This is a genomic window from Streptomyces sp. NPDC031274, assembly GCF_055570235.1.
In genome coordinates, this window is the sequence record NZ_JBVIHP010000272.1 from 1 (window position 1) to 1,320 (window position 1,320).

1 protein-coding gene and 1 pseudogene are annotated in these 1,320 nt (G+C 71.9%); one reads left to right on the forward strand and one right to left on the reverse strand.

The features are described 5' to 3' along the window. Positions 1–89: 89 nt before the first annotated feature. Positions 90–905 carry a nucleotidyltransferase domain-containing protein gene (locus ACZ5CR_RS45585; protein WP_468869686.1) on the forward strand — a complete coding sequence of 272 codons (816 nt, stop codon included), beginning with the start codon at positions 90–92 and terminating at the stop codon, positions 903–905. A 58-nt stretch (positions 906–963) separates the two neighbouring features. On the opposite strand, the pseudogene ACZ5CR_RS45590 reads toward ACZ5CR_RS45585, so the two are convergent. Continuing rightward, positions 964–1,320 (reverse strand): annotated as a pseudogene (locus tag ACZ5CR_RS45590) (MBL fold metallo-hydrolase); the annotation flags it as partial.

Here is a 1,320-nt window from a genome sequence, read left to right on the forward strand (position 1 = left end):
CGTGCTTCCGCACAGGCTTTCCGCCCACCCACCCGTTTGCCCCGCGGTCGGGGTCAGGGCCCCGCGGCTTCCCGTTGCACAGTGGGGGCATGGGTGAACGTGGGGTCGATTCTCTGGGGTTCATCGAGCGGGAAGGGGCCCTCGGCCTTGTGCAGGGGGAGTTCCGAGGTCTCGTCGCCGCCGCGCGCGACCGCGTCCTCGAAGTCTTCGGGGCGCGACTCAGCAGCGCGTACCTCTACGGCTCCGTCCCCCGCGGCACCGCCCGCCCCGGCCGCTCCGACCTCGATCTGCTGCTCGTCCTGCGCGCGGAGCCGGGGGACGACGACCGGGCCGATGCCGACGCGCTCGGCGTCGCGCTCGACAAGGAGTTCCCGCAGATCGACGGGGTCGGCATCCTGCTGGTGAGCCGGAGCCGGGTGCTGAGCGCCCTGGAGACGTACGACCTGGGCTGGTTCGTCGCCTGCCTCTGTACGCCGCTGCTCGGCGAGGACCTCGCCGAGTATCTGCCGCGCTACCGGCCCGACAGCCTCCTCGCCCGTGAGACCAACGGAGACCTCGCCCTCTTCCTGCCGCGCTGGCGCACGCGCATCGCCGCGGCGGCCACCGACGACGAGCGCCGCACGCTCAGCCGCGTCATCGCGCGGCACCTCGTCCGTACCGCCTTCACGCTCGTGATGCCCCGGTGGAACGGCTGGACCAGCGACCTCGCCACCATGGCCGAGGTGTTCGGGCGGTTCTACCCGGACCACCCGGAACGCGCCGCCCAGATCCGGGACGCCGTCCTCGTGTCGTACGAACCCGTTGCCGATCCGGCGGTCCTCGCCGCGTACACCGAGGACCTCGGGCCGTGGCTGGCCGCCGAGTACACGTCCGTCCACGGCACGAAGGCGCCCCGGCCCGACTGAGGGCCGGATCAACTGGAACAGCTGGAACAGCTGGAACAGCTGGATCAATCCGGATCAGCTAGATCAGGCCGTGCTCGCGCAAGTAGTCCAGCTGTGCCCGCACCGAAAGCTCCGCCGCCGGCCACAAGGAGCGGTCCACGTCCGCGTAGACGTGGGCGACCACGTCCGACGGCGCCGCGTGGCCGTTCTCGACCGCCGTCTCGACCTGGGCCAGGCGGTTGGCCCGGTGCGCGAGGTAGAACTCGACGACGCCCTGGGCGTCCTCCAGGACGGGCCCGTGGCCCGGCAGGACCGTGTGCACGCCGTCGTCGACCGTCAGAGACCGCAGGCGCCGCAGGGAGTCCAGATAGTCCCCCAGGCGGCCGTCAGGGTGCGCCACGACCGTCGTACCGCGGCCCAGGACCGTATCTCCCGT

Excerpts from the sequence above, each read along its gene's own strand:
- ACZ5CR_RS45585 (WP_468869686.1), top strand. The coding sequence starts at position 90 with ATGGGTGAACGTGGGGTCGATTCTCTGGGGTTCATCGAGCGGGAAGGG.